This window comes from Janthinobacterium sp. GW823-FHT01H08 (assembly GCF_058797855.1).
In genome coordinates this window covers 5,020,615-5,045,095 of sequence record NZ_CM179504.1, presented here as the reverse complement: position 1 = coordinate 5,045,095, position 24,481 = coordinate 5,020,615, and the positions used below count along the sequence as shown (strand labels likewise).

The following is a 24,481-nucleotide window of genomic DNA, read 5'->3' as shown; positions in this document are numbered from 1 at the left end:
GACCCTCTACCCCTATTTTCTACCAGGAGAACACAATGTCTTTCCAACAAGGCCTGAGCGGCTTGAACGGCGCCGCCAAATCGCTGGACGTCATCGGTAACAACATCGCCAACTCGGCCACCGTGGGTTTCAAGCAATCGCAGGCGCAGTTCGCCGACATCTATGCCAACTCGCTGTATGGCGTGGGCGGCAACCAGCCCGGTATCGGCGTGTCCGTGTCGCAGGTGGCGCAGTTGTTCAACCAGGGTAACCTGGAAAGTTCGTCCAATCCGCTCGACATCGCCATCAACGGCGGCGGTTTCTTCCGCACCAGCGTGAACGGCGCCATCCAGTACTCGCGCAACGGCCAGTTCCAGGTCGACAAGAACGGTTTCATCGTCAATGCCCAGAAAGCCCAGCTGACGGGTTATCCGGCCGATGTGAACGGCAAGATCCTGGCCGGCGCCACCGTGCCGCTGCAGATCGACCCGTCCGACATGGCGCCGCAGGCGACCACCAAGGTCGATACCCAGGTCAACCTCGATTCCAATTCGGCCATGCCGACCGTGGTGCCGTTCACCGTGGGCGAGCAAAAGTCGTGGACCAAGCAATTCCCCGTGCCCGTCTACGATTCGCTGGGCAACTCCCACACCATGTCCAATTTCTACGTCAAGACGGGTACCAATACCTGGGATGTCTACACGGCCACTGACGGCAAGGAAATCACCAGCGCGAAAGTGGTCGCCGCTGCGCAAACCGATGCCGCCTCGCTGGCCGCGCGCGCCGCCTATCAGGCCGCCGTCACGGCCGTGCCGCTGGTGCCCGCCAATATCACGGCCGCCGCCGTTGCCTATGGCAATGCGGCCGGTGTCGCCATACGCACCGCCGCCGCCGCGGCCGGCGCCAGCCCGGCCCAGCTTGCCGCCATCAGCGCCACCTATGGCAGCGCCGTGCCCAACGGCGTCAATTCCAGCCTCACGCCGGACCAGATCGACAGCAGGATCTCCGCGGTGACGGAAGTGCCCGCCGTGAAGTCGGCGTCGCTGGTGTTCAACAGCGTCGGGAGCCTGGACAAGGCCGCCATGCTGGCCCTGACGCCGCCGCAAACCCTGCCGGTGACGGTCAACCTGCCCGTCTTCCCCGCCACGGGCGCGAACGCGAATCTGGCGATCAAGGTCGACTTCACCAATTCGACCCAGCTCAGTTCGTCCACCAGCGAAAAGCGCACCGTGGCCGATGGCTATGCGGCTGGCCAGCTGGACCGTTTCGTCGTGGGTTCCGATGGCGTGATCCAGGGCCAGTACAACAACGGCAAGACGCGCGACCTGGGCCAGGTGGTGCTGACCAAGTTTTCCAATCCGAATGGCCTTGAGCCGCTGGGCAACAATGCCTGGGCGGAAAGCTCGACTTCAGGCAGCCCGATGACGGGCGAGCCGAGCTCGGGCGGCCTGGGCGACTTGCGCGCCTCGGCCGTGGAAGTGTCGAACGTGGACCTGACGGCCGAACTGGTCAACATGATCACGGCCCAGCGCGCCTACCAGGCGAATGCGCAGACCATCAAGACGCAGGATTCCGTCATGCAAACACTCGTCAACCTGCGTTAATAGTACCGGGGTCAGACCCGCCGGGTCTGACCCCAGCTTTCTGCCTTGGGTTGAAGGCAACAGGAGAAATAAAAAATGGACCGTCTCATCTACACCGCCGGCTCCGGCGCCAAGCACATCCTGGACAAGCAGGCGACCACGGCGAACAACCTGGCGAACGCCACCAGCACGGGTTTCCGCGCTCAGCTCGACTCGTTCCGCGCCGTGCCCGTGGTGGCCGACGGCATGATGCCGACGCGCGCCTTCGTCGTCGATTCGACGGTCGGTTCCGACTTCACGCAAGGCCCGATGCAGCACACGGGCCGCGCGCTCGACGTGGCCGTGGAAAACGGCGGCTGGATCGCGGTGCAGTCGGCCGATGGTTCCGAAGCCTACACGCGCAACGGCGCCCTGAAGCTCAATGAAAACGGCATGCTGCAGACGCAGTCGGGCCTGATGGTGCAGGGCGATACGGGCCCCATGGCCATTCCGCCCGGCGTGACGGTGGCCATCGCCAGCGACGGTACGGTGGGCACGATATCCACGGACGTGCCGCCAGGCCCGTCGACGGTGCTGGGACGCATCAAGCTGGTCAACCCGCCCGAGCAGCAACTGGTGCGCGGCGACGACGGCCTGTTCCGTCTGAAGGATGGCACGGTGGCGCAGGCAGACCAGGCCGTCAAGCTGACCACCGGTGCCCTGGAAGGCAGCAATGTCAGCCCTGTCGACTCCATGGTCAGCATGATCGCCCTGGCGCGCCAGTTCGAAACGCAAATGAGCTTGTTGAAGAATGCCGAGAATAACGCGGCGAAAGCCACCCAGATCCTCGCTTTGAATTGATGGGGGCCACCGCATAATGGTCACATAGAAATAGTCTACAGGGCTGATTAAGTAACCCCCAATAAATTATTGTGATTTCTGACTTCCATAACCTGCGCTCTGCGGCGTTGCTCGCTGCTAGCAGTGCTCGCACTGCGTCGCAGCGAGCGCCTTGCATAGCATCCGGTTCTGTTTGTCATAAATTCACACTAATTTCCCGAGAATTACTTAGCGCCGTTATTGGAGAAAAATCATGATTCGTTCCCTTTGGATAGCCAAGACCGGCCTGGAAGCGCAGCAGACGCAGATGGACGTGATCGCCAATAACCTGGCCAACGTCAGCACCACAGGCTTCAAGAAGTCGCGCGCCGTGTTTGAAGACTTGCTGTATCAAAATGTGCGCCAGCCGGGCGCGCAATCGTCGCAGCAGACCCAGCTGCCATCGGGCCTGCAGATCGGCACGGGCGTACGCACCGTGGCTACCGAACGCATCCATACGCAGGGCAATCCCCAGGCGTCGGGCAATTCACGCGATGTGATGGTCAACGGCACGGGCTTTTTCCAGGTGCTGCTGCCGGACGGCGCCACCGCCTACACGCGTGACGGCTCCTTCCAGACCGATGCCAACGGCCAGCTCGTCACTTCCGAAGGTTTCGTCATCCAGCCCGCCATCACCGTGCCGACCAATGCGCTGAGCCTGACCGTGGCGCGCGACGGCACCGTCTCCGTCACCTTGCCCGACACTGTTGCGCCATCGCAAATCGGCTCGTTGCAGCTGACCACCTTCGTCAATCCGGCCGGCCTGGAATCGAAGGGCGAAAACCTGTACATGGAAACGGGCGCCTCCGGCGTGGCGCAGACCAACACCCCGGGCACCAACGGCGCCGGCGTGCTGATGCAGGGCTATATCGAAACGTCGAACGTCAACGTGGCCGAGGAAATGGTCAACATGATCCAGACGCAGCGCGCTTACGAGATCAACAGCAAGGCCATCACCACGTCCGATCAAATGCTGCAGAAATTGTCGCAACTTTAATTTTCATAGTCGTCATGCCATCCGCCGCCGGATGGCAGCGGAGGTTCGTCATGCAATACCCCATCATCGCCCTGTTGTCCGCAGTCCTGCTGTCCGGCTGCGCCATCACGCCCACCTCGATCGTGCAGTACCCGACCACCACGCGCGCGCCGATGCCCGAACCCGTGGTCGTCAGCAACGGCTCCATCTACCAGCCGTCGACCTACCGTCCCGCCTTCGAAGACCGCCGCGCGCGCCACGTGGGCGACACCATGACGATCGCCATCACCGAGCGCACGAACGCCGTCAAGGCGGGCGCCAGTTCCGGCAACAAGTCGGGCAGCGTGGGCTTTTCCACGCCAGGCATGCTGCAGGGCCGTCTGGGCGGCACCGTCTCGGCGAATGGCGCCACCAAGTTTGCGGACGGCGACAACCAGTCCGCCAGCAACACCTTTTCCGGCACGATCGGCGTGACGGTGATTGAAGTGCTGCCGAACGGTAACCTGATCGTGGCCGGCGAGAAACAGATCGCCATGAACAAGGGCACGGAATTCATCCGCTTCTCGGGCATGGTCAATCCCGATACCATCGGCACGGGCAACGTCGTGCCATCGACCCAGGTGGCCGACGCGCGCGTCGAATACCGCACCAACAGCCAGATCGACCGCGCCGAAATGGCCTCGATGGCGTCGCGTTTCTTCCTCAGCCTGCTGCCGTTCTGATCATGGCCACTTTTACTTTTCCCCGCTTTGCCGCTGTTTTCGGCCTGGCCATCTCCCTGCTGGCGCCCGTGGCGCAGGCCGAGCGCATCAAGGACCTGGCCAGCATCGCTGGCGTGCGCCAGAATCAGCTGATGGGCTATGGCCTCGTCGTCGGCCTCGACGGCAGCGGCGACCAGACCACGCAAACGCCATTCACCATCCAGAGCGTGGCGGCGATGCTGCAGCAGCAGGGCATTAACTTGCCACAAGGCACCAGTTTGCAGCTGAAAAACGTGGCCGCCGTGATGGTGACGACGGCCTTGCCCGCGTTTGCCCAGCCGGGCCAGCTGCTCGACGTGACGGTCTCGTCGATGGGCAATGCGAAAAGTTTGCGCGGCGGCACTTTATTGATGACGCCATTGAAGGGCGCCGACGGCCAGGTGTACGGCATGGCGCAGGGCAACGTGCTGGTGGGCGGCGTGGGCGCGCAGGCGGCCGGCAGCTCCGTCGTCATCAATCACCTGAGCGTGGGCCGCATTTCGGGCGGCGCCACGGTCGAGCGTACCGTGCCTTCGGTGCTGGGCGCCAACAACACGATACGCCTGGAATTGAACGCCACCGATTTCGCCACGGCCAGCCGCGTGGTCGACGCCATCAACAGCCGCTACGGCGCCGGCACGGCCGCCGCGCTGGACGGGCGCGTGATCCAGGTGCAGTCGCCGGGCGGCAGCGACCAGCGCGTGTCCTTCCTGGGCCAGCTGGAAAGCATCGAAGTCAATCCGGCCCGCCTGGCGGCCAAGGTCATCATGAATGCGCGCACCGGTTCCGTCGTGATGAACCAGTCCGTGACGCTGGAAACGTGCGCCATTTCGCATGGCAACCTGTCCGTCACCATCAATGTCGAGCCGCAGGTGAGCCAGCCGGCGCCGCTGTCGGGCGGACGCACGGTGGTCACGCAGACGGCGCAGATCGATATCAAGAAGGAACCGGGCAAGGTGATGCTGGTCAAGGGCGGCGCTTCGCTGTCCGACGTGGTCAAGGCCTTGAATGCCATCGGCGCCTCGCCGCAAGACTTGCTGGCCATCCTGCAGGCGATGAAGGCGGCAGGTTCGCTGCGCGCCGAACTCGAAATCATTTGATGGACACGCCATGATCAGCCAAACCGACCTCAGCAATACCGCCGCCTATGACGTCAAGGGCATGGATGGCTTGCGCCAGTCCGCCAAGGCGAAGGACCCCGCCGCCCTGAAAGAGGCGGCCACGCAATTCGAAGCCATGTTCATCAACATGATGATGAAAAGCATGCGCGAGGCCACGCCGCAGGACGGCATCATGGATAGCCAGCAGAGCAAGATGTACACCTCGATGCTGGACCAGCAGACGAGCCAGAACCTGGCCAAGCGGGGCACGGGCCTGGCGGACGTGCTGATCCGTCAATTGTCGTCGTCGAACCAGGCGCTGGCCGCCGACGGCGCCGAAGCGCCGTCGCCCCGTTCGTCGAGCATGGCGCAGGCCCTGGCCGCGTTCCGCCAGCAGCAGGGTGCGCTGACCGAGGGTGCAGGCAGCGCCGCCGGCACCGGCAAGACCCTGAGCGACAAGGCCAACGCCACGCAGGCGCCGCACGTGCGCGCCTTCCAGGAAAAGCTGGGCGTGCATGCGGAAGAGGCGAGCCGCGCCACCGGCATCCCGGCCAAGTTCATGCTGGGCCAGGCGGCGCTGGAAACGGGCTGGGGCAAGCGCGAAATCATCAGCCGCGACGGCAGCAGCAGCCACAACCTGTTCGGCATCAAGGCGTCGAGCGACTGGAAGGGCAAGGTCACGGAAGCCGTCACCACGGAATATGTAAATGGCAAGGCGCAGCGCAAGGTGGAAAAATTCCGCGCCTACGACAGCTACGCGGACAGCTTCAAGGATTATGCGCAGTTGATTACCAACAACAAGCGCTACGAAAAAGTGCTGGCCAGCGCGGGCGACGCCAGCACGTTTGCCCAGGGCTTGCAAAAGGCCGGCTACGCGACGGACCCGAATTACGCTGCCAAATTGACAAAAATTATTAAAAATTCGCTGGTCGGCTAATTCCCCGCCTGTCCCCTGCGCAAGCCGCGCGCTTCAAGTTTTCGCCGCGGCTGCCGTAAATACATTTGACGGTAACCAATAAGACACCATGACTTCGAATCTACTCAGCATCGGTAAGAGCGGTTTGCTTGCAGCGCAGGTGGGCCTGTCGACGACCGGGCATAACATCACCAACGCCAACGTGGCCGGCTATAGCCGCCAGGTGGTGCTGCAGCAGACGTCGCAGTCCAACTATGCCGGCTATGGCTTTGTCGGCACGGGCACGGAAGTGTCGCAGATCAAGCGCCAGTACGACAGCTTCATGGCCACTCAGGTCAATTCCGCGCAAAGCGCGACCAGTGCGCTCGACACGTATTACACGCAGATCAGCCAGATCGACAATCTGCTGGCCGATCCCACGGCCGGTCTGTCGCCCGCCATGCAGGATTTTTTCAAGGGCGTGCAGGATTTCAGCTCGAATCCCTCGTCGGTCGCGTCGCGCCAGGCGCTGCTGTCGAGCGCCGGCTCGCTCGCTTCGCGCTTTCAGGGTCTGAGCGCGCGCCTGACGGAGATCGGTGACGGCGTCAATTCGCAGATCACGTCGAATGTGACGGTGATCAATACCTATGCCAAGCAGCTCGCCGAGCTGAACAAGTCGATTTCCCAGTTGTCGGTCGATGCCAGCAACCAGCCCAACGATCTGCTGGACCAGCGCGACCAGCTGATCACGGAATTGAACAAATATGTGAAGGCGACGGTGCAGCCCGCCGCCAACAATACCGTCACCATTTCCATCGGCGCCGGCCAGCCCCTGGTGGTGGCGGACCGCAGCTTCGAACTGGCGGCCACGCCTTCGCGGACGGACCCGAACCGCATTGAGGTGGGCTATGTCACGGGCAGCACCGTCACCGTGCTGCCGGACAGTTCCCTGACCGGCGGTTCGCTGGGCGGCTTGCTGGAATTTCGCAGCGGTACGCTGGACAATGTCCAGAACTCGCTGGGCAAGGTCGCCATCGCGCTGGCCAGCACCTTCAACGACCAGCACAAGCTGGGCCAGGACTTGAATGGCGCCATGGGCGGCGATTTTTTCAAGATACCCGACCCCGTGATCGGTGCCGACCGCGGCAACAACGCCAGCAGCACCACGGTGCTGTCGGCCAAGGTCAGCGACCCGACCAAGCTGACGGCCAGCGATTACAGCCTGAAATACGACGGCAGCAACTATGTGGTAACGCGCGAATCCGACGGCACGCACACCATCATCAATCCGTATCCGCAAACGGGGCCGCAAACCATCGACGGCGTCGATTTCTCGATCTCAGGCACGGCCGCCCAAGGCGACAACTACGTCATCAAGCCGACGGCGAATGGCGCGGCCGGCTTGAACGTGCTGATCACCGACCGCAACAAGATCGCGGCCGCCGCGCCGATCGCCACCTCGGCGCCGGTGGCCAATACGGGTTCCGGCAAGCTCAGCGCCGGCTCCGTCGACAAGGCCTACCTGACGCCGGGCAATGCCCTGACCGGTCCCCTGACCTTGACGTATGACAAGGCGACCACCTCGCTGACGGGTTTCCCGGCAGGCCAGGCGGTGACGGTCAAGGGCTTGAATGGCGCGACCACGACCTATCCGGCCGGCACGGCGAACATCCCCTACACGGAAGGCGACAACTTCAGCTTTGGCGGCATCAATGTCAGCATGACGGGCACGCCGGCGCAGGGCGATACCTTCGTCATCAAGCCCAATACGGGCGGCGTGGGCGACAACCGCAATGCCGCGCTGCTGGCGGGCTTGCAGACGAAGAATATCCTCGATGGCGGCAATGCCACGTTCCAGGGTTCGTATGCGCAAACCGTCAGCTTCGTGGGCAACAAGACGCGCGAAGTGCAGGTGAGCGGCCTGGCCAGCCTGGCCTTGCTGCAGCAGGTCAGCACCCAGCAGCAGGCCGTTTCCGGCGTCAACCTCGATGAAGAGGCGGCCAACCTGCTGCGTTACCAGCAGTCCTACCAGGCGTGCGGCAAGGTCATGCAGATCGCCAGCACCCTGTTCGACGTGGTCATCGGCCTGGGACGTTAATCAATTTTTGCCGCGACGTAGCGCGCGGCGGCTTTCTGGAAGGGCAGCATCATGCGCATCAGCACACGAATGATTTATGACCAGGGCAGCTCGCAGCTGAACAATCTGCAGGGCGCCTTGAACCGTACGCAGATGCAGCTGTCGTCGAACCGCCGCAACCTGACGCCGGCCGACGATCCGATCGCCTCGGCGCGCGCGCTGGAAGTGACGCAGTCGCAATCGATCAACACCCAGTTCGTGACGAACCGTTCGAATGCGAAGAACTTCCTGTCGCAGGAAGAGCTGGCGCTGGCCAGCACCACCTCGCTGATCGCCGACGTGAAGGACCTGGTGCTCAAGGCCGGTAACCCTTCCCTGAAGGATGTCGACCGCGATACCCTGGCGAGGGAGCTGGAAGGCCGGCTGACCGACTTGCTGGGCATCGCGAATACGGCCGACGGCGCGGGCGGCTACCTGTTTTCCGGCTACAAATCCACGACCCAGCCATTCAGCCAGACGCCGACGGGCGCCAGCTATGTGGGCGACCAGGGACAGCGCGAATTGCAGGTGGGTTCGGCGCGCTACCTGGCCACCAGCGATTCCGGCGCCACCGTGTTTGAAAACAACCTGACGGGCAACGGCAAGTTCACGACGGCCGCCGCTACCGCCAACTTCACGCGCGGCGGCTCGGGCGTGATTTCGGGCGGCACGGTGACGGACCCGTCGGCATTGACGGGACACAAGTATTCGATCGACTTCAAGGTCACGGGCACGGGAACGGACGCCGTCACCACCTATACCGTCACCGACGCCACCCTGGGCCAGACGGTGCCCAATCCTGCCGTGCCCATCCCCTACAAGGCGGGCGACGCCATCACCTTCGACGGCCAGCAAGTGAACATCACGGGCAAGCCGGCCGACCTGGACAGCTTTACCCTGGAGCCGAGCGCCAAGGAATCGTTGTTTACCACCGTGAAAAACCTGATCGGCGTGCTGCGCCAGCCTGGCAGCGGCGATGCGGGCCAGGCGCGCCTGACGAACGGCTTGAACGCCGCGCACAATATCCTCGATACGGCCTATGACAATGTGCTGTCCGTGCGCGCCGATGTCGGTTCCCGCATGAAGGAACTCGATTACCTCGACAGCGCCGGCGACGATCTCGACATCCAGTACGCCACCACCTTGTCGGACCTGCAAGACCTGGACATGGTGAAAGCCATTTCCACCTTCAGCCAGCAGCAAGTGACCCTGCAGGCGGCGCAAAAATCGTTCACTTCGATCTCGGGCTTGTCGCTGTTCAATTACATCAGCTGACGCACCGGCATCGCGGGATGGGCCGGCAAGCCGGGGCAGGGAGTGCATCTCCCGCCCCGGCTTTTTTGCGCGCGGAATCTGGCTGTTCTGATAATGTATGCAGGCAAACTGTGCAGTCTAACTGCATATCTGTTATAGTGGAGTCCGTTGATACACCACACGGCCACCATGACCACCGCGCAAGAAAACCACGAACAAGTTCTGCAACTGGCCGGCGAATTGCGCATCCTGGTCGGCAAATTGCGCCGCCGCCTGCGCGAAGAGGCGCACCTGGGGGACGTCAGCATGTCGCAGGCATCCGTGCTCAGCCGTCTCGAGCGCGACGGCCCCGCCACCGTCAGCAGCCTGGCGCGCGCCGAAGGCATGCGCCCCCAGTCCATGGCCGCCACCGTGCAAGCCTTGACGCAAGCGCGGATGGTGACGGGTTCGCCCGATCCGCTCGATGGCCGGCAGACGCTATTGACCCTGACGGACAGCTGCCGCGCCTGGATCGCGGCGAGCCGCGCCGTACGCGAAGACTGGCTGGCGCGCACCATCGAAACCCGGCTCACGCCGGCCGAAGTCACCGAGCTCGACAAGGCGGTGGCCTTACTCAAACGCTTGGCGGAGTGATCCGCTGAATTTTTCACCACGACCCCGGCAAGGAGCCCGCACGCCCAGATGAACAGCACATTCCGTTCGCTACGCATTCCCAATTACCGTATCTGGGCCGGCGGCGCCCTCGTGTCGAATATCGGCACGTGGATGCAGCGCACGGCGCAGGATTGGCTGGTGCTGAGCGAATTGACGCAGCACAATGCCAGCGCCGTCGGCATCGTCATGGCCTTGCAATTCGGCCCGCAGCTGCTGTTGCTGCCCCTGACGGGCATGGCGGCCGACCTGCTCGACCGCAGGAAACTGCTGCTGTGCACGCAGGCGGCCATGGGCTTGCTGGCGCTGGGACTCGGGATGTTGTGCATCAGCGGTCTGGTACAACTGTGGCATGTGTATGTGTTTGCTTTCCTGCTGGGCTGCGTGACGGCCTTCGATTCGCCCGTGCGCCAGACTTTCGTGGCTGAAATCGTCGGCGAGGAAGATCTGACGAACGCCGTGGCGCTCAACTCCACCTCGTTCAATGCGGCGCGCATGCTGGGCCCGGCCGTCGCCGGCTTGTTGATCAGCAGCGTCGGCAGCGGCTGGGTCTTCATCATCAACGCCGTCAGTTTTGCCGCCGTGATCGGTTCGCTGTTGCTGCTGCGCGTGGAACTGCTGCGCCGTGCGCCGCGCGTCAAGGCCACGCGCGCCAGCCTCGGCGAGGGTTTCCGCTACGTGCGCCAGCGGCCCGACCTGATGGCCATCCTGCTGATGCTGTTTCTGATCGGCACCTTTGGCCTGAACTTCCCGATTTTCCTCTCGACCATGTCCGTGACGGCTTTCCATGCGGGCGCCGGCCAGTATGGCGTGCTCAGCTCCGTGATGGCATGCGGCTCCGTGGCCGGCGCCCTGCTGGCGGCGGGGCGCGGCCAGCCCACGCTGGCGCTGCTGCTGGGGGCGGCCGCGCTGTTCGGGCTGGCCTGCGCGCTGGCCGCCGTGATGCCCAATTACTGGCTGTTCGGCATGATGCTGGTGGTCATCGGCATCGCCGCGCAAACGTTTACCACCAGCGTCAACAGCAGCGTGCAACTGTCGACGGCGCCCGCCATGCGGGGCCGCGTGATGGCCATCCTTTTGGCGATCTCGGCAGGCGGCACGCCGCTGGGCGCACCCATCGTGGGCTGGGTGGCCGACACCTTCGGCCCGCGCTGGGCGTTGGGCATCGGTGCCCTGTCGGGCCTGGCGGCAGCCTTCGTCGGCGTGCGCTACCTGGTCAAACATCACCAGTTGCGCCTGAACGTCGACCTGCGGCGCCGGCGCTTCGCATTCAGCAGCGACCAGCATTGAGGCGGTCCGTCAGGGCGGCAGCAGGCCCGTGCGGGCGGCGGCCACGATGGCTGCGCTCAAGCCGTCGAGCAGGCCGGAGGCGGCGCGCGCCGTATGCCAGTACAGGGCGATATCGAGCGGGGTATCCGGCAGCAGTTCGACCAGGCTGCCATTGTCAAGATGCGGCTGGATCAGCGCCTGCGGGTGCAAGCCCCAGCCCATGCCGGCCAGGGCGGCCGTGACGAAGGCATGCGACGAAGGCAGGGCATGGCGCGGCAGTTCCACGTGCCGGTGGCACAGGCGCCGCACCCAGCGCGCCTGCAGTTCGTCCTTGGCATTGAAGACGAGGCTGGGTGCCAGCGCCAGGCTGGCGGCGCCCACGCCGTGGGCAAAATAGCGCTGCAGGAAGGCGGGACTGGCGGCGGCCAGGTAGCGCATGGCGCCCAGCGGGCGGCTGTTGCAGCCCGATGCGGGCCGGGCCGTGGCGCTGACGGCGGCCAGCACGGCGCCGCTGCGCAGCCATTCGGCCGTATGGTCCTGGTCGTCGACGGCCACTTGCAGCAGCACCGGGTGCCCGACCGCAAAGGCGGCGATGGCGGGCGTCAGCCAGGTGGCCAGGCTGTCGGCATTCACGGCGATGGGCACGCTGGCGCGCGACACGCCCAGTGCTGTCTGCGCCAGCGCCGGCAAGGTGCCCTGCAAATCCTGTTCGAGCAGCTGCACCTGGTCCACGTGCTGGCACAGGCGCCGTCCCGTTTCCGTGGCGCGGCAGGGCTGGTCGCGTATCACCAGCGCGCAGCCGACGCGCTCTTCCAGCAGGCGGATACGCTGCGAAATGGCCGATGGCGTCACGTGCAAGGCGCGTGCGGCGCGCTCGAAACTGCCTTCGCGGAGGACGGCGGCCAAAGCGGCGAGGGCGGCATAATCGAGCATGAATGAAGTTTTCCTTAACTTACTGCAGTAAAGGTAGTTTGCCTTCATTGCGTGCGGCTGGCAAGATCGCTGCATGACACTGTCGACCGCCACCACCCCACTCGTTTTTTCCGTCTTTCTCCAGGGCTTGACCCTGGGCCTGGGACTCATCGTTGCCATCGGCTCGCAAAATGCCTTTGTCTTGCGGCAAGGCTTGCGCCGCGAACATGTGGGCGCCATCGTGCTGTTTTGCGCGCTGGCCGACGCGGCCCTGATTGCCGCCGGCGTGTTGGGCATGGCCCATGCGCTGGGGCAGCGCCCCTTGCTGGCCAGTGCGCTGGCATTGGGCGGCGCCGTTTTCCTGGCCGTCTACGGTTGGCAAGCGCTGCGGCGCGCGCGCCGGCCGCAGCAGCTGCGCGCGGCCGAAGGCGGTGCCGGGCTGGCGCTGGGCGCCATCCTGGCCCAGGCGGCCGCATTTACCTTGCTCAATCCCCATGTCTATCTGGATACGGTCTTGCTGGTGGGAAGCATCGGCGCCCAGCAACCGGGCGCGCTGCGTGGCTGCTTCATCGCCGGTGCCAGCGCGGCCAGCCTGCTGTGGTTTGCATCGTTGGGCTATGGCGCGCGCTGGCTGGCGCCGTGGTTTGCACGGCCCCGGGCCTGGCAAGTGCTCGATGGCTTGATCGGCGTGACCATGTTCGTGTTGTCGGCGCTGCTGCTGCGCCACGCGCTGGGCTGGCAGCCTTGATCAGCGCGTGGGCGGCAGCGGCGTCGGCGCTGCCGGGCGCAGGGGATGCGGCGGCGCCGGCGGCGGCGGCCGGTCGCGCGTGGCAAAGCCGCGCGGCAGCAAGCGCGCCGTTTCTATGCCGCGCAGGAACATGTTCTGGAACGGCGTGGCCAGATAGGGCAGGACCATGCCGATCACCAGCAAGCCCACGCCCAGGGTGACGGGGAAACCGATACCGAAAATGTTCAGCTGCGGCGCGGCCCGCGTCAAGATGCCCAGCGCCACGTTGGTCAGCAGCAGGGCGGCGATGATGGGCAGCGAAATTTGCAGGCCGGAACGGAAGATTTCCCCGCCCCAGGCCGCCAATTGCTGGAAACCGCCGCCGCTGATGGGACTCGATGAAATCGGCAGGCTGACGAAGCTTTCCGCCAGCGCCGCCAGCAAGACCAGATGGCCGTTGACGGTCAAAAACATCAAGGTGGCCAGCATGACGAGGAACTGGCTGATGGCAGACGACCTGCCCTTGGTTTGCGGATCGAAGAACGAGGCGAAGCCCAGGCCCATGGTCAGACTGCTGAGTTCACCGGCCATTTCAATGGCGGAAAACACGATGCGGATGGAAAAACCCATGGCCAGCCCGACCAGCATCTCTTGCGTGAGGATCAGTAAGCCGGGCAGGGACATCGGGTTGATGGCAGGCAAGGCCGGCACGGTGGGGGCGATGATCATGGCCAGCAGGGCGCCCAGGGTCACCTTGACGGTGGCCGGCACGGCCGCGTTGCCGAACAGGGGGGCGGCCGCGATCAGGCCGAGGATGCGGCTAAGTGGCCACAGCAGTGCTGCGATCCACGTGTTCAGTTCGATGCTCGACAGGGTCAGCATGGCAACAATCGCTGCACTAGCCGACCAGGTTCGGGATGCCCGTGAACACCTGGCGCATGTAGTCGAGCATGACGGACAGCATCCACGGGCCGGCCACGACGATGGCGACGAAGATGCCGACCAGCTTGGGAATGAAGGACAGGGTCGCCTCGTTGATCTGCGTGGCCGCCTGGAAAATACTGACGATCAAGCCGATGATGAGGGCGACGAGCAGCATGGGCGCGGCCACCATCAGGGTGATTTCCATCGCATGGCGGCCCAGGGTCATGACGCTTTCGGGTGTCATCGTACTTCCCCTAGTAAAAACTCTGGGACAGCGAGCCCAGCAGCAACTGCCAGCCGTCGACGAGCACGAACAGCATCAGCTTGAACGGCAGCGAGATCGTCGCCGGCGACATCATCATCATCCCCATCGACATCAGCACGCTGGCGACCACCATGTCAATGATCAAAAACGGGATGAAGATGGCAAAGCCGATCTGGAACGCCGTCTTCAGTTCGCTGGTGACGAAGGCGGGCACGAGGATGCGCAGCGGCACGTCTTCCGGACCTTGCAGGGCCGCCGAGCGCGACATCTTGGCGAACAGGGCCAGGTCGGCCTGGCGCGTCTGCTTGAGCATGAAGGTTTTCAGGGGATCGACGCCCTTGTCCATCGCCTGCTGCATGCTGATCTTGTTTTCCTGATACGGTTGATACGCATCCGTGTAGATCTTGTCGAACACGGGGCCCATGACGAACAGGGTCAAAAACAGGGCCAGCCCCACCAGCACCTGGTTCGGCGGCGCCGATTGCGTGCCGATGGCCTGGCGCAGCAGGGACAGCACGATGATGATGCGCGTAAAGCAGGTCATCATCAAGAGGGCCGCCGGCAGGAAGGTGAGCGACGTCATCAGGATGAGCGTCTGCACCGGCAGCGAGTAATTCTGGCCGCCGCCCGGCGCCGGCGTGCTGTTGAAGGCCGGGATGCCCGGTTCGGCCAGCGCCCACAGCGGCAAGGCCAGAGCGGCGGCCGCCAGTAGCCAGGTCAGGGGAGTCTTCAAGGTGGACCACGCCATCTGCTGCTTATTTCCCATTGCGTTTTTCGATGGTCTGTTTCAGCCACTCGGAAAAATTGGCGGCCGCGGGGCCGTTTTGCGCCGTCGCCAGTTGCGGCAACTCGCCTTCCTGGCGCGGCATGGTGGCCAGCGCGTTGATCCTGCCGGGCGAGGCGCCGACGACGATCCACTGGTCGGCCACTTCGACGAGGACGATGCGTTCGCGTCCGCCCAGGTTGAGCGAGCTGACGACGCGCATCTTGTTGTTGCCGCCCATGACCTTGGGGCCATAGCGTTTCATGAACCAGGCCAGGCCGATCAGCAGGGCCAGCACGAACATCAGCGCGAAGATGGTTTGCAGCAGGCTGCCGGCCGAGCTTGTCGGCGCCATCGTCATGGGCGCACCCGCCGGCATGGCGGGCAGGGCGGCGGCAGGCGAGGTGGCCGGCACCGTTGCTGCGGCAACGGGCGGCACCGTTGCTGCGGCAACGGGCGGTGTCTCGCTTGCTGCCGCGACGGAAGCGCTGGCGGCGCTGGCCGCCGGCGCCGACGCGGCTGCCGGTTCCGCGTGGGCAATGCTGCATGCCGCCAGGAGCGGCAGCACGGTGGAAATCAACAGGCCAGGCTTCATTTATTCAATTTTCGGATGCGTTCGGAAGGCGTGATGATGTCGGTCAGGCGGATGCCGAACTTGTCATTGACCACCACCACTTCGCCCTGGGCGATCAGGCAGCCGTTGACCAGCACGTCCATCGGTTCGCCGGCCAGGCCGTCGAGCTCGACCACGGAACCCTGCGCCAGTTGCAGCAGGTTCTTGATGGCGATCTTGGTGCGGCCCAGTTCGACCGTCAGCTGCACGGGAATATCGAGGATGAAATCGATATCGTTGTGCGTTTCCGACTTCGATGCCTGCTTGGAAAAGTCCTTGAACACGGCGGCGCTCGCCGCGCTGGCCGTAGTGGCGGCCTGGTTCTGCAGCGCTTCGGCTTCCGCCTTGGCCTGCTCGGCAATGGCCGCGCCCCAATCGTCTTCCGCGCTTTGGTCGTCTTGGTTGTCAGACATGTGTTTCTCCTGTTGTACAGATACGGACCGCAGCGCGATCCGGGTATTTCTTAATGGTTATTCATATTGTCGGCATTCGCCAGCAACTTTTCGACTTTGAGCGCATATTGTCCGTTCAACACGCCATACGTGCAATCCATCACGGGCACGCCATCGACGGTGGCGGCGATCAGTTCGGGAATATTCAGGGGGATGATGTCGCCCACCTTCATGTTCAAAATCTCGTCGAACGACACGCGCGCCGTGCCCAGCGAGGCCACCAGCTCGACTTCGGCGATCTGGATCTGCTGCGTCATCAGGCGGATCCAGCGCTTGTCCACTTCCAGCGCCTCGCCCTGCAGGCTCGAGGTCAGCGAATCGCGGATCGGCTCGATCATCGAATACGGCATGCAGAAGTGGATCTGTCCGGAAACGGAGCCCAGTTCCACCGTAAACGTGGACGCCACCACCACCTCGTTCGGCGTGGCGATGTTGGCGAACTGCGTGTTCATTTCTGAACGGATATATTCGAATTCGACGGGGAAGACCGGCTCCCACGACTTGGTATAGGCCTCGAAGACGATATCGAGGATGCGCAGGATGATGCGCTGCTCCGTCTGCGTAAAGTCGCGCCCTTCGACGCGGGTATGGAAGCGTCCGTCGCCGCCGAACAGGTTGTCGACCAGCAGGAAGACGAGGCCCGGATCGAAGACCATCAGGGCCGTGCCGCGCAGCGGCTTCATGTGCACCAGGTTCAGATTGGTCGGCACCACCAGATTACGGATGAACTCGCTGTACTTCGAGACGCGCACGGACCCGACCGACACCTCGGCGCTGCGGCGCAGGAAGTTGAACAGGCCCACGCGCAGCAGCCGGGCGAAACGCTCGTTGATAATTTCCAACGTCGGCATCCGGCCGCGCACGATGCGCTCCTGGGTTGCCAGGTTGTAGGTACGAACTCCCGTGACATCTTCCGGCGTCTGCGCGTCGTCCTGGTCTCCGTTGACGCCCTTCAGAAGGGCATCGACTTCTTCCTGGGAGAGGAAATTATCGGCCATGGCTGCTTATTGAATGATGAATGCGGTAAATAATACGTCCGTCACGTCCTGCTCCGGCCCTTTGTCCTCGAACGGCTGGTTCACCTGATTGATGATTTCGGCCGCCAGCTGCTGCTTGCCTTCCACGGTATTGAGTTCGGAGGCCTTCTTGCCGGACAGCAGCAGCAACAAGCGGCTGCGCACTTTCGGCATGTTCAGCTTGATGCTATCCATTTCTTCCGGACTGCCCACCTGCAGGGTAAACGCGATCTGCAGATATTGCTCGCCATTTTCCGGCTGCAAGTTGACGGTGAAGGCATCGACGGGAACGAAAACGGGCGGACCTGCCTTGGAAGCGGCGTGTTTTTTCTTGCTCGGCGCCGCTTCTTCTTTATCGGCCTTGCCATGCAAGAAGTACCAGGCGGCACCGCCGCCGATGCCGCCGGCCACCAGCACCGAGGCCAGCACGATGATCAGAAGCTTCTTTTTCGAGGCGCCGGCGGGGGCCAGGCCTGCATCTGCTTTCGGATCTGCTTTCATTTTTGGATTTGCTTTCAATGGTACTCGGGTGCATGGAAGTGGATCACGACGCCATTATGTCATTATCGGCAAATTCTGCGCAGAAGGATGCAGTGAAAAGAGGGCGGAAGCGCCCTCAACTCGCTGTTTTTATACGAAAAGTTATGCCGCGGCGCGCGCCTGTGGCCTGCGGACGACGAATTGTCGTCAGGCAAAGGTATCCACGGCACTCAGGCTGGGTCGGTTGCGGCCGCCGGCTGCCGGCGCGATGGCGATCTCGCCGCCGGAGGTGCCGCCACCCTGACCATTGCCACGGCGTTCGCCCGAGGCGGCGCGCTCGCCATGGTTTTGCTGTTCCGGCGTGCCGGCCGAGACGGTGGCGCTGCCGAAGGCGATGCCTGCTTCGCTCATCATTTCGCGCAGGCGCGGCATGGCCGCTTCCAGCGCCTGGCGTACTTCCGGCTGGGCCGACATGAAGGCGGCATCGGCCTGGTCATTGGTGACCGTCAGGACCACCTGCACGGGGCCCAGATCGGGCGGATTCAGGGTCAGGGTGGCGCTCTGGTCGCCGCCGGCCGCCATCCACACGACTTTCTGCCCCAGTTGCTGGTCCCAGGCCGGCGAGCCGACCCGGCCCGTCAGCTTGTCGGCCGGCACGGCCACGGCGGCCGCGGCCTGCTGCAGCGCGCCCGGCTGCAACTGGGCCGCAAGGCGGCTCAGGTCGGCAGGCGTTTCCTTGAGGATGGGTTCGGCTACGGCGGCGCCCGCCTTGGCGGTGGCCGCCAGCTGGGCGTCGATGGCCAGCTTGCCCGGCTCGGCCTTGCCTGCCGGCACGCTGGCGCCTGGTGTGGCGGCCGCCTTGCCCTGGGCCTGGCCCAGGCTGTCGGCAAAGTCGCCGCTGTCCGCTTGCGCGATGACGGTGGCGGCTGCCTTGCCGCTGCCCTGGCCGGCTGCCAGTAACGGCCCGGTTGCCAGGCCCTTGCCGTCGGCCTTGACGCTGGCGCGCGCCGGCAGTTCCGGCACGGCCTTGGCGGCTGGCGCCGGCGGTTGGATGGCCAGCTGGATGCTGCCTACGAGGGCCAGCATCTCGGCGGCCGGATCGGCTGGCGGCGTGACTGTCGTCGCGGGAACGGCGGGCACGCTGGCCTCTGCCGTGGCGCTGTCATTGTCGCCGTTGGCGGGGGGCGCCGCCTCGGTAGCTGGTGCGGGCGGCTGTTCGCTGCTGGCCGCCTGTTCGGTGCCCGCTTGCGCCGGCTTCGCTTCATTGGCGGGCGCCGGCGTCGCGGGTGCTGGCGCGGCCGCAGGGCTGGCGGGGCGTGCCGGCGCTGGTGCTTGCGCCATATTACGGCTGGCCTGGCGTTGCTCGATCTGGCGGTTCAGGGTGCGCTGGAAGTCGCCCGCCGCGCCGCTGGTGGAGGGCTGGCTGCGGTTGGCGGCACCGGGCGTGGCGTTTGGCGAGATGATCTGGGAAATCGGTGTTGGCTGGGTTTGCATGATGCTGCCTCAGTGTTGCTTAGCGTTTGTAATAGGCTTGTCTCGCCGCGTGCTCATCCATTGCTTTCTGGTCGCGCTTGTTTTCCAGCTTCAGCGCCTGTTCCTGCGCCCGGTTGTTCAGGGTGGTGTACGACATGCGCTTGCGTTCGGCCAGCTGCCAGCGCATCTTTTCATTCTCGCTGCGCGCCTGCGCATGCTCGACCACTTGCTGCTGGCCCAGGATGGCGCTGTCGAGCTTGACCATGAAGGCCTGGAAGTTGCGGTAAGCCATGGGCGTGATGCCGTTGCTCATGCTCGCCTCGAAGCGCTTGGCATAGTCGTCGCGGTAGCCGGACAGCATGTCGAGTTTCTGGCGGCAATCGTCGAGCGCTTTCAGGGCCGCGCCCAGGCGCTTGGCGCAATCGTCGGTTTCGCGCTGGGCAAGGTCGATCAGGGTAGCAAGTTGGGAAGGAGAAGCCATGGCTGATTATATTCCCGCTATGCAAGTCCTAATCAGTCGAATAGAGCGGTAAGTTGCCCCAAGCTCTCATCCATGCTGACCCGCTCCGTGATTTGCTGTTGCAAAAACGCCTCGATCTTTTCATGCAGGGCGATGGCCTGGTCCAGCACGGGGTCGGTGCCGGCGCTGTAGGCGCCCACGCTGATCAGGTCGCGGCTGCGCTCGTAGCGCGAATACAGTTGTTTCAGCTTGCGCGCCTGCTGCTGGTGCTCGTGCGTGGTGATCGAGTGGGCGGCGCGCGAAATCGATTGCTCGATGTCGATGGCCGGATAATGGCCCGCCTCGGCCAGGCGGCGGTTGAGCACGATATGCCCGTCCAGAATGGCGCGCGCCGAGTCGGCGATCGGGTCCTGCTGGTCGTCGCCCTCGGTCAGCACGGTGTAGAAGGCCGTGATCGAGCCGCCGCCTTCCTCGCCATTGCCGGCCCGTTCCACCAGCACGGGCAGCTTGGCGAAGACGGATGGCGGATAGCCCTTGGTGGCGGGCGGCTCGCCGATGGCCAGGGCGATTTCGCGCTGCGCCATGGCGTAGCGGGTCAGCGAATCCATGATCAACAGCACATTTTGCCCCTGATCGCGGAAATGTTCGGCAATCGCCGTCGCATACGCGGCCCCTTGCAGGCGCATCAGCGGCGGCGTGTCGGCCGGCGCGGCCACGACGACGGAACGGGCCAGGCCTTCGGGGCCGAGGATTTGTTCGATGAATTCCTTCACTTCGCGGCCCCGTTCGCCGATCAGGCCGACGACGATCACGTCCGCCTCCGTGTAGCGGGCCATCATGCCCAGCAGCACGCTCTTGCCGACGCCGGAACCGGCGAACAGGCCCATGCGCTGGCCGCGGCCCACGGTCAGCATCGCGTTGATCGAGCGCACGCCCACGTCGAGCGTATCGACGATGGGCGCGCGGCCCAGGGGATTGGCGGGGCGTACGTTGATGGGGGCGCTGTCGGTCGTGTGCAGCGGGCCCAGCTGGTCAAGCGGACGGCCCGCGCCATCGAGCACGCGGCCCAGCAGCTGCGGCCCCACGGGCAGATGGCGCGCGCGGTCGCTGGGGCGGCGGCGCGGGTGCGCCACGCTGCCGGGGCGGGGGATGGCCGGCTCGACGGAAAACACGCGCGTGCCGGGCACGATGCCCTCGACGTCGCTTTGCGGCATCAAAAACAGGCGGTCGCCTTCAAAACCCACCACTTCCGCCTCGACCCGGCCACCATTGGGCAGCGGCACGGTACAGGCGGCGCCGACGGCCAGGCGCAAGCCCACGGCTTCCATCACCAGGCCGGCCACGCGCGTGACGCGGCCTGAAATTTGCATCGGTTCGACAAAGCCGACCACGGCCGAACAATCGCTCAGGTAGGCGCGCCAGCGCGCCGCATGGGCAGTGGGGCCTTTGACGGGCTCGCTCACGGCGCCAGCCAGTCCAGGTCTTTGCCCAGCGCATGCGTCAGGCGCTGCCAGCGGGTGGATGCCTGCGCGTCGATCTGATTGCTGGCCGTGTCGATCTTGCAACCGCCGCGTTCCACGGACGGGTCTTCGATGACGCGCCAGCCACCTTTGTCGAGTTCATCGCCGATACCGTCGCGTACTACTTGCGCGTCTTCCGGGTTGAGCATCAGCAAGGCCGGTTGTTGCAGCACAGGCAAGTATTCGATGGCTTCGCGCACCATCGGCAGCATCAGTTCGGGGCGCACGGGCAAGGCGGTCTTGAGCATGCCCTTGGCCAGCTGCAGGGCCAGTTCCATCACGTCGTTGGCGATCAGTTCGTCGGCCTGGTGCACGGCCGTGCCGAAGTCGACGGCGATGGTTTGCAGGTGCGCCAGTTCCACGGCCGAGGCAGCCTTGCCTTGTGCATACGATTCGGCATGGCCGTCGGCATGCCCGGCCGCGTGGCCTTCCGCATAGCCGGCAGCGCGGCCTTCCTCGAAGGCCGTGGCGCGCGCTTCCTCGCGGATGGCGTCGAGTTCTTCCTGCGTCGGGTATTCGAGCGGCGGGGCCGGCTCTTCCTCGTGCAGCTCGGCAAATGGATCGAATTCCGGTTCGGGATCGGGTTCGAGCAGCTTGCGCGCCGCCACCACGCTGGGGCGCTCGTCGCCAAACGAGGTCATTTCCCAGCGCTGGTAAGCGGTTTGCTGCTCTTTGGGAATCAAATTAGACAAACGAATCCTCGCCTTTTCCGCCTAAGACAATCTGTCCCTCGTCCGCCAGGCGGCGCACGATCTGCAGGATCTGTTTCTGCTGCGATTCCACTTCCGACAGGCGCACGGGGCCTTTCGATTCGAGGTCTTCGCGCATCATCTCGCCGGCGCGCTGCGACATGTTCTTGAAGATCTTGTCGCGCAGTTCCTGCGAGGCGCCCTTCAGGGCGATGATCAGCATTTCCGACTGCACTTCGCGCAGCAGCAGCTGGATGCCGCGGTCGTCGATATCGATCACGTTGTCGAACACGAACATTTCGTCCATGATCTTTTGCGCCATGTCGTTGTCGTAGTTCTTGATATTGTCCATGACGGAGCCTTCCTGCTCGCCGCTCATGAAGTTCAGGATTTCGGCTGCCGCGCGCACGCCGCCCAGCGACGATTTCTTGATGTTTTCGTTACCCGACAGCAGTTTCGTCAGCACGTCGTTGAGTTCGCGCAAGGCGGCCGGCTGCACGCCGTCCAGGGTGGCGATGCGCAAGACCACGTCGTTGCGCAGGCGGTCCGTGAAGTGGCCGAGGATTTCGCAGGCCTGGTCGCGTTCCAGGTGGACGAGGATGGTGGCGATGATCTGCGGGTGTTCGTTGCGGATCAGCTCGGACACGGATTGCGAGTCCATCCATTTCAGCGATTCGATGCCGGAGGCATCCTTGCCGCCCAGGATGCGCGACAGCAGCACGGATGCCTTGTCGTCGCCCAGCGCCTTGGTCAGCACTTGCCGGATATATTCGTCCGAATCGAGGCCGACGGTGGAATTGAGTTCCGTCTGCGCGCGGAAGTCGCCGAGCACCTCGACCACCTGCTCGTGCGCGATGCCCTTCATGGTGGCCATGGCGGCGCCCAGTTTCAGCACTTCGCGCGGGCCGAGGAATTTCATGACCTCGGCCGCTTCGCTCTCGCCCAGTGCCAGCATCAGGATCGATGCTTTTTGCAGTCCCGTTGTCTCAGTCATTATTGCCTATCCATGCTTTGATTACGTTGGCCACCACGCGCGGGTCTTCCTGCGCCAGTTTTCTGGCCATCGCCAGGTTTTCGCGATAACCGCGCGCCGTATCTTCTTCCAGTTCTTCCAGCTCCGCTTCGCTGAGCAGGACTTCGTTTTCTTCGCCCTCCTTGGCCAGTTCCGGTTCGATGACGGGCGGCGGGGCGCCGAAATCGTCGATCTTGCGCATCACGGGGCGCAGCATCGGGCGCACGATCTTGATGAAGATGTACAGCAGGATCAGGGCCGTGATGAGGAATTTCGCCAGTTCCTTGGCCAGCGGCAAGTTGGCCGGGTCGCGCCACCACTCGAGCTTGCCTTCCGGCGCGCGGTCGATGCCGTCGAACGGCGAGTTGGCCACGCTGAAGCTGTCGCCGCGCTCCTTGTTGTAGCCCATCGCTTCCTTGACCAGATTGTTGATCTGGACCATTTCGGCAGGGGAAATCGGCTTGACCGTGACCTTGCCATCCTTGTCGAAGCTGCGGCGGTAGTTGACGACGACGGCCACCGACAGGCGGCGCAGGCCGCCCATGGATTTCTGCTCGTAGCGCACAGTCTTGTCGACTTCATAATTCGTCGTCGATTCCTTCTGTGTCGGCGCCGTCGGCGCGCCAGCCGGGGCGCCCGGCGCCTCGGCCGTCAATGGCGCCGTCGCCACGCCTGGCGGCTGGTTCGACAGCGCGCCCGGCACGCCGGACGGGTTGGCATTGCCGGCGCCCGTCGATTCGCTCGTTTGCTGGCTGCGGATGGTGGACGCTTCCGGCGGCGAATTCGGCTTGTAGGTTTCGGCCGCCTGTTCGCTTTGCGAGAAATCGACATCGGCCGTCGCTTCGGCGCGCACATTGCCTTCGCCGACGATGGGCAGCAAGATCGATTCGACCTGCTTGATCACGCTTTGCTGCAATTGCTGCACGTATTTCAGCTGGTTCGGGTCCAGGCTCTTGATGCCGTTGGCGCGGTCCTTGTCCTTTTCCTGGTTCGACAGCAGGGTGCCGGCCTGGTCGACCACAGTGACATTGATTGGCAGCAATTCCGGCACGCTCGACGCCACCAGGTGCACGATGGCGCTCACCTGCAGCTGGTCCAGGCCGCGGCCCGGGTGCAGGTTCAGCAGCACGGAAGCCGTCGGTTTTTGCTGTTCGCGCACGAAGACGGACGGTTTGGGCAGCGCCAGGTGGACACGCGCCGTATCGACGGCGGACACGGATTCGATCGATTTCGCCAGTTCGCCCTCGAGGGCGCGCTGGAAATTGACCTGTTCGAGGAATTGCGAGACACCGAGCTTCTGGTTTTCCATCAGCTCGAAGCCCACGTTGCCGCCCTTCGGCAAGCCTTGCGCGGCCAGTTTCAGGCGCGCGTCATGGACTTGCTCGGACGGCACGAGAATGGCGCCGCCGCCTTCGGAAAACTTGTGCTTGATGCCAAGCTGGTCCAGCGATGCGGTGATGGCGCCGCCGTCGCGGTCCGTGTAGTTGGAAAACAGGACCTTGTACTCGGGCGGCTGGTTCCACATGTACAGGGCCACGCCGATGGCAACCAGTGCCGCCACGCCCAGACCGCGCAGGAAATTCTTGCCCATCGGCGTCTTGGCGAAAGCTTGCACGGACTCCACGGGCGAGCGGCCAGGCGCCGGTTCCGGTGGTATGCGGTTCACATCGATTTCTTCGGCTACAGCCATGATTGCCTTCCGGGGCGCGTATGTTGGGTAGTGAGTGGGGGCCGCTTCCACTGGAGGAGGGGGC

The 24,481-nt window shown here is 64.1% G+C and carries 25 protein-coding genes; 11 read left to right on the top strand and 14 right to left on the bottom strand.

Annotation, left to right across the window (positions count from 1 at the left end; all coding sequences use genetic code 11):
* Positions 1-35: 35 nt before the first annotated feature.
* The 10 genes from AC3RCG_RS22640 (at position 36) to AC3RCG_RS22595 (ending at position 11,442) form a co-directional block, all read left to right on the top strand.
* Positions 36-1,583 (top strand): flagellar hook protein FlgE, encoded by a 1,548-nt coding sequence (locus AC3RCG_RS22640; RefSeq protein ID WP_070220157.1) that lies wholly within the window; start codon positions 36-38, stop codon positions 1,581-1,583.
* Between the two features lie 75 nt (positions 1,584-1,658).
* Positions 1,659-2,402, top strand: coding sequence for a flagellar basal body rod protein FlgF (locus tag AC3RCG_RS22635; protein ID WP_034787153.1), 744 nt, complete (start codon positions 1,659-1,661; stop codon positions 2,400-2,402).
* 232 nt (positions 2,403-2,634) lie between these two features.
* Positions 2,635-3,417 carry a flagellar basal-body rod protein FlgG gene (gene flgG / locus AC3RCG_RS22630; RefSeq protein ID WP_070220155.1) on the top strand — a complete coding sequence of 261 codons (783 nt, stop codon included), beginning with the start codon at positions 2,635-2,637 and terminating at the stop codon, positions 3,415-3,417.
* Positions 3,418-3,467: 50 nt separating this feature from the next.
* Entirely contained in the window at positions 3,468-4,118 is a 651-nt protein-coding gene (locus tag AC3RCG_RS22625; protein ID WP_070220153.1) for a flagellar basal body L-ring protein FlgH, read from the top strand.
* A gap of 2 nt (positions 4,119-4,120) precedes the next feature.
* A complete protein-coding gene (locus AC3RCG_RS22620; protein WP_070220151.1) occupies positions 4,121-5,236 on the top strand; it encodes a flagellar basal body P-ring protein FlgI in 1,116 nt (371 codons plus the stop codon).
* A 10-nt stretch (positions 5,237-5,246) separates the two neighbouring features.
* Positions 5,247-6,173: a flagellar assembly peptidoglycan hydrolase FlgJ gene (flgJ, locus tag AC3RCG_RS22615; protein WP_070220149.1), complete on the top strand. Its 927-nt coding sequence runs from the start codon at positions 5,247-5,249 to the stop codon at positions 6,171-6,173.
* An 88-nt stretch (positions 6,174-6,261) separates the two neighbouring features.
* On the top strand, positions 6,262-8,229 hold the full coding sequence (gene flgK, locus AC3RCG_RS22610) for a flagellar hook-associated protein FlgK (protein WP_070220147.1): 1,968 nt from the start codon (positions 6,262-6,264) through the stop codon (positions 8,227-8,229).
* 51 nt (positions 8,230-8,280) lie between these two features.
* Positions 8,281-9,522 carry a flagellar hook-associated protein FlgL gene (gene flgL / locus AC3RCG_RS22605; protein WP_070220145.1) on the top strand — a complete coding sequence of 414 codons (1,242 nt, stop codon included), beginning with the start codon at positions 8,281-8,283 and terminating at the stop codon, positions 9,520-9,522.
* Positions 9,523-9,690: 168 nt separating this feature from the next.
* On the top strand, positions 9,691-10,134 hold the full coding sequence (locus tag AC3RCG_RS22600) for a MarR family winged helix-turn-helix transcriptional regulator (protein WP_492401946.1): 444 nt from the start codon (positions 9,691-9,693) through the stop codon (positions 10,132-10,134).
* A gap of 48 nt (positions 10,135-10,182) precedes the next feature.
* Entirely contained in the window at positions 10,183-11,442 is a 1,260-nt protein-coding gene (locus AC3RCG_RS22595) for an MFS transporter (RefSeq protein WP_409028032.1), read from the top strand.
* Between the two features lie 9 nt (positions 11,443-11,451).
* On the opposite strand, the gene AC3RCG_RS22590 is transcribed toward AC3RCG_RS22595, so the two are convergent.
* Positions 11,452-12,354, bottom strand: a complete 903-nt coding sequence (locus AC3RCG_RS22590) for a LysR family transcriptional regulator ArgP (RefSeq protein WP_492401947.1) — start codon at positions 12,352-12,354, stop codon at positions 11,452-11,454.
* Positions 12,355-12,427: 73 nt separating this feature from the next.
* On the opposite strand from AC3RCG_RS22590, the gene AC3RCG_RS22585 reads away from it, so the two are divergent.
* Positions 12,428-13,081, top strand: coding sequence for a LysE/ArgO family amino acid transporter (locus AC3RCG_RS22585; protein WP_070289131.1), 654 nt, complete (start codon positions 12,428-12,430; stop codon positions 13,079-13,081).
* On the opposite strand, the gene fliR is transcribed toward AC3RCG_RS22585, so the two are convergent.
* The 13 genes from fliR to fliF all read right to left on the bottom strand — a co-directional run bounded on the left by fliR (position 13,082) and on the right by fliF (position 24,417).
* A complete protein-coding gene (gene fliR, locus AC3RCG_RS22580; RefSeq protein WP_492401949.1) occupies positions 13,082-13,942 on the bottom strand; it encodes a flagellar biosynthetic protein FliR in 861 nt (286 codons plus the stop codon).
* Between the two features lie 16 nt (positions 13,943-13,958).
* The gene (gene fliQ / locus AC3RCG_RS22575) at positions 13,959-14,228 is read right to left on the bottom strand and encodes a flagellar biosynthesis protein FliQ (protein ID WP_034754044.1); all 270 of its coding nucleotides are present in this window, start codon (positions 14,226-14,228) and stop codon (positions 13,959-13,961) included.
* Between the two features lie 10 nt (positions 14,229-14,238).
* Complete coding sequence (gene fliP / locus AC3RCG_RS22570) at positions 14,239-15,015, bottom strand: flagellar type III secretion system pore protein FliP (protein WP_070220134.1); 777 nt, start codon at positions 15,013-15,015, stop codon at positions 14,239-14,241.
* A complete protein-coding gene (gene fliO / locus AC3RCG_RS22565; RefSeq protein WP_492401951.1) occupies positions 15,005-15,607 on the bottom strand; it encodes a flagellar biosynthetic protein FliO in 603 nt (200 codons plus the stop codon). Before fliO ends, fliP begins: the two co-directional genes overlap by 11 nt.
* Positions 15,604-16,038 carry a flagellar motor switch protein FliN gene (fliN, locus tag AC3RCG_RS22560; RefSeq protein ID WP_070220130.1) on the bottom strand — a complete coding sequence of 145 codons (435 nt, stop codon included), beginning with the start codon at positions 16,036-16,038 and terminating at the stop codon, positions 15,604-15,606. Before fliN ends, fliO begins: the two co-directional genes overlap by 4 nt.
* A 50-nt stretch (positions 16,039-16,088) precedes the next feature.
* On the bottom strand, positions 16,089-17,075 hold the full coding sequence (fliM, locus tag AC3RCG_RS22555) for a flagellar motor switch protein FliM (protein WP_070220128.1): 987 nt from the start codon (positions 17,073-17,075) through the stop codon (positions 16,089-16,091).
* Positions 17,076-17,081: 6 nt separating this feature from the next.
* Positions 17,082-17,594, bottom strand: coding sequence for a flagellar basal body-associated protein FliL (gene fliL / locus AC3RCG_RS22550; RefSeq protein WP_070220126.1), 513 nt, complete (start codon positions 17,592-17,594; stop codon positions 17,082-17,084).
* Between the two features lie 186 nt (positions 17,595-17,780).
* Positions 17,781-19,067, bottom strand: coding sequence for a flagellar hook-length control protein FliK (locus AC3RCG_RS22545; protein WP_492401952.1), 1,287 nt, complete (start codon positions 19,065-19,067; stop codon positions 17,781-17,783).
* 19 nt (positions 19,068-19,086) lie between these two features.
* A complete protein-coding gene (gene fliJ / locus AC3RCG_RS22540) occupies positions 19,087-19,527 on the bottom strand; it encodes a flagellar export protein FliJ (RefSeq protein WP_070289135.1) in 441 nt (146 codons plus the stop codon).
* A 32-nt stretch (positions 19,528-19,559) separates the two neighbouring features.
* Positions 19,560-20,876, bottom strand: a complete 1,317-nt coding sequence (gene fliI, locus AC3RCG_RS22535; RefSeq protein WP_227742184.1) for a flagellar protein export ATPase FliI — start codon at positions 20,874-20,876, stop codon at positions 19,560-19,562.
* Positions 20,877-20,965: 89 nt separating this feature from the next.
* The gene (locus AC3RCG_RS22530; protein WP_070222451.1) at positions 20,966-21,667 is read right to left on the bottom strand and encodes a flagellar assembly protein FliH; all 702 of its coding nucleotides are present in this window, start codon (positions 21,665-21,667) and stop codon (positions 20,966-20,968) included.
* A gap of 43 nt (positions 21,668-21,710) precedes the next feature.
* Positions 21,711-22,709 (bottom strand): flagellar motor switch protein FliG, encoded by a 999-nt coding sequence (fliG, locus tag AC3RCG_RS22525; protein WP_034754023.1) that lies wholly within the window; start codon positions 22,707-22,709, stop codon positions 21,711-21,713.
* Complete coding sequence (gene fliF, locus AC3RCG_RS22520; protein ID WP_070289137.1) at positions 22,702-24,417, bottom strand: flagellar basal-body MS-ring/collar protein FliF; 1,716 nt, start codon at positions 24,415-24,417, stop codon at positions 22,702-22,704. Before fliF ends, fliG begins: the two co-directional genes overlap by 8 nt.
* Positions 24,418-24,481: the final 64 nt, after the last annotated feature.

Coding starts and splice junctions, on each gene's coding strand:
- fliP (WP_070220134.1), bottom strand. CDS start 15,015: ATGGGAAATAAGCAGCAGATGGCGTGGTCCACCTTGAAGACTCCCCTG.
- fliN (WP_070220130.1), bottom strand. CDS start 16,038: ATGTCTGACAACCAAGACGACCAAAGCGCGGAAGACGATTGGGGCGCG.
- AC3RCG_RS22585 (WP_070289131.1), top strand. CDS start 12,428: ATGACACTGTCGACCGCCACCACCCCACTCGTTTTTTCCGTCTTTCTC.
- AC3RCG_RS22640 (WP_070220157.1), top strand. CDS start 36: ATGTCTTTCCAACAAGGCCTGAGCGGCTTGAACGGCGCCGCCAAATCG.
- AC3RCG_RS22600 (WP_492401946.1), top strand. CDS start 9,691: ATGACCACCGCGCAAGAAAACCACGAACAAGTTCTGCAACTGGCCGGC.
- fliF (WP_070289137.1), bottom strand. CDS start 24,417: ATGGCTGTAGCCGAAGAAATCGATGTGAACCGCATACCACCGGAACCG.
- AC3RCG_RS22590 (WP_492401947.1), bottom strand. CDS start 12,354: ATGCTCGATTATGCCGCCCTCGCCGCTTTGGCCGCCGTCCTCCGCGAA.
- flgK (WP_070220147.1), top strand. CDS start 6,262: ATGACTTCGAATCTACTCAGCATCGGTAAGAGCGGTTTGCTTGCAGCG.
- fliL (WP_070220126.1), bottom strand. CDS start 17,594: ATGAAAGCAGATCCGAAAGCAGATGCAGGCCTGGCCCCCGCCGGCGCC.
- fliJ (WP_070289135.1), bottom strand. CDS start 19,527: ATGGCTTCTCCTTCCCAACTTGCTACCCTGATCGACCTTGCCCAGCGC.
- fliO (WP_492401951.1), bottom strand. CDS start 15,607: ATGAAGCCTGGCCTGTTGATTTCCACCGTGCTGCCGCTCCTGGCGGCA.
- flgG (WP_070220155.1), top strand. CDS start 2,635: ATGATTCGTTCCCTTTGGATAGCCAAGACCGGCCTGGAAGCGCAGCAG.
- flgL (WP_070220145.1), top strand. CDS start 8,281: ATGCGCATCAGCACACGAATGATTTATGACCAGGGCAGCTCGCAGCTG.
- AC3RCG_RS22620 (WP_070220151.1), top strand. CDS start 4,121: ATGGCCACTTTTACTTTTCCCCGCTTTGCCGCTGTTTTCGGCCTGGCC.
- fliR (WP_492401949.1), bottom strand. CDS start 13,942: ATGCTGACCCTGTCGAGCATCGAACTGAACACGTGGATCGCAGCACTG.
- fliG (WP_034754023.1), bottom strand. CDS start 22,709: ATGACTGAGACAACGGGACTGCAAAAAGCATCGATCCTGATGCTGGCA.
- flgJ (WP_070220149.1), top strand. CDS start 5,247: ATGATCAGCCAAACCGACCTCAGCAATACCGCCGCCTATGACGTCAAG.
- fliI (WP_227742184.1), bottom strand. CDS start 20,876: ATGCAAATTTCAGGCCGCGTCACGCGCGTGGCCGGCCTGGTGATGGAA.
- AC3RCG_RS22545 (WP_492401952.1), bottom strand. CDS start 19,067: ATGCAAACCCAGCCAACACCGATTTCCCAGATCATCTCGCCAAACGCC.
- AC3RCG_RS22625 (WP_070220153.1), top strand. CDS start 3,468: ATGCAATACCCCATCATCGCCCTGTTGTCCGCAGTCCTGCTGTCCGGC.
- fliQ (WP_034754044.1), bottom strand. CDS start 14,228: ATGACACCCGAAAGCGTCATGACCCTGGGCCGCCATGCGATGGAAATC.
- AC3RCG_RS22595 (WP_409028032.1), top strand. CDS start 10,183: ATGAACAGCACATTCCGTTCGCTACGCATTCCCAATTACCGTATCTGG.
- AC3RCG_RS22635 (WP_034787153.1), top strand. CDS start 1,659: ATGGACCGTCTCATCTACACCGCCGGCTCCGGCGCCAAGCACATCCTG.
- fliM (WP_070220128.1), bottom strand. CDS start 17,075: ATGGCCGATAATTTCCTCTCCCAGGAAGAAGTCGATGCCCTTCTGAAG.
- AC3RCG_RS22530 (WP_070222451.1), bottom strand. CDS start 21,667: ATGACCTCGTTTGGCGACGAGCGCCCCAGCGTGGTGGCGGCGCGCAAG.